General features: G+C 34.5%; 1 protein-coding gene. It reads left to right on the forward strand.

Annotated elements, in window-relative coordinates; translation table 11 throughout:
• The first annotated feature begins 563 nt into the window (after nt 1–563).
• Nucleotides 564–1,094, forward strand: a complete 531-nt coding sequence (locus MTCD1_RS18225) for a hypothetical protein (protein WP_057180916.1) — start codon at nt 564–566, stop codon at nt 1,092–1,094.
• Nucleotides 1,095–1,538 lie beyond the last annotated feature (444 nt).

Here is a 1,538-nt window from a genome sequence, read left to right on the forward strand (position 1 = left end):
AAAGTATAAAAAACGAACAAAAAGAAGTCGCTTAACAAAATTAGGGTAAACAGTGCCAACTATCTTGAAAAACACCGGTGGTTAACTATTCAAAATGAAAGCTGGGTTTTATTATTTGCAGACTTTACTAACTTAGTATTCGGTCATGACGGTTTAAGCCGAAATGTAGAAACAGTCTTTTTAATGATTTGGTTACAGTTACCCCTTATTTTTGTATTTACATTATTGTGCGCATTTCTAGTAAATAAACTACAAAATCAAAGGTACTTTATATACTCCTTTTTAGGCTCAACAATTTTAATTTTCTTCATATTTCCAAGTTTACCTATTTTAAATTCTTTGTTGCCTAAGTTGGGTGGCATGCGCTATTTTAATGTATTTTCCAATTTGTTTTTATATCTGGTATTGTTTGTAAGTATCAGTTTTGTAATACAAAAATATAACAAGAAAATCAACAAGGACACGTAACAGTTGGCTACGTTTCGCTTCGCTACACATTTTAGCCAACCATTACTTAGCCTGTTATTTGGGCGTTATATGTTCATTCATAGAAAGGAGTTCTTTTGAAATATTTACTATTACCAACCATTTTATTTTTTACACCTGCTACATTATACGCAATGGATCATAGCGGACAAACTGGCGGTTTAGGCTATTCCACATCTAATGTAAAAAATATTGATACTTCTCTTGTAGTATCTTTTGTGGATAACGCAAAGCTAGCTTGCCAAGCTAGAGATAAATCAAAATTTTTTAATATATTTTCTTATAAAGTAAATCATGAACTTTTCCGAGATAAAGTTGAGCGTAATAAAAGATATGGCATCAGCTCTCATACAGGTGAAAAACTTGAACGGTATATGTCCTCACTGTGTAAAGGATTCAGTGATATTAGCGCTATTGGCTATGAAGTTAACTTTTTCTCAAATCCAACTATGTACAATTACGGTATTCTTGATTTTAAAAAAAAGCTAGATTCTAAAACAGAGGAACCTGTGTGGTTCACTCGGTTATGTGTTTACAAAGAGGGTCTTTGCACCCTCTCTCTTAGGGCGATTGTAGAGAAAGGAGCACTTAAAGTAGACGAGCATTAATAGGTTAAGTGGCTTGAACATATAACAAGCAATTCAACGTGACACGCAACAGTTGGCCGCGCTCACTACGTTCACAATTATGGCCAACTATTACTTAGCCCGTTAATTGGGCGTTAGTTGGCTAATAAAAAAGATCGTCTAAGTGCTAAATAATTCAGTTTCACCAATTCACTGTTTGGTGCTTTACCGCGAATAAGTTAGTCACTTTTATCACGTTTCTGAAAGGTGTATTAGCGTAACTATTCGCTCTAAATAGTGAGTGTAATGGCTCAAATTCACGGTTTGGTATTTTCATTACGGTGCGTTTAAGTTATTGTTGTACTTGGTGAAAGTATGTTGCAACTAACAAGCAAATCAACTGGGACACTGATCTTACCCCGCTTTAACGGACACCAAAATCTAACTAAAGATGAGGTGTTCAATGCCAAAGTACAACAATCCAAG

Origin of the sequence: Colwellia marinimaniae (genome assembly GCF_002207865.1) — a bacterium.
Classification (GTDB): domain Bacteria; phylum Pseudomonadota; class Gammaproteobacteria; order Enterobacterales; family Alteromonadaceae; genus Colwellia; species Colwellia marinimaniae.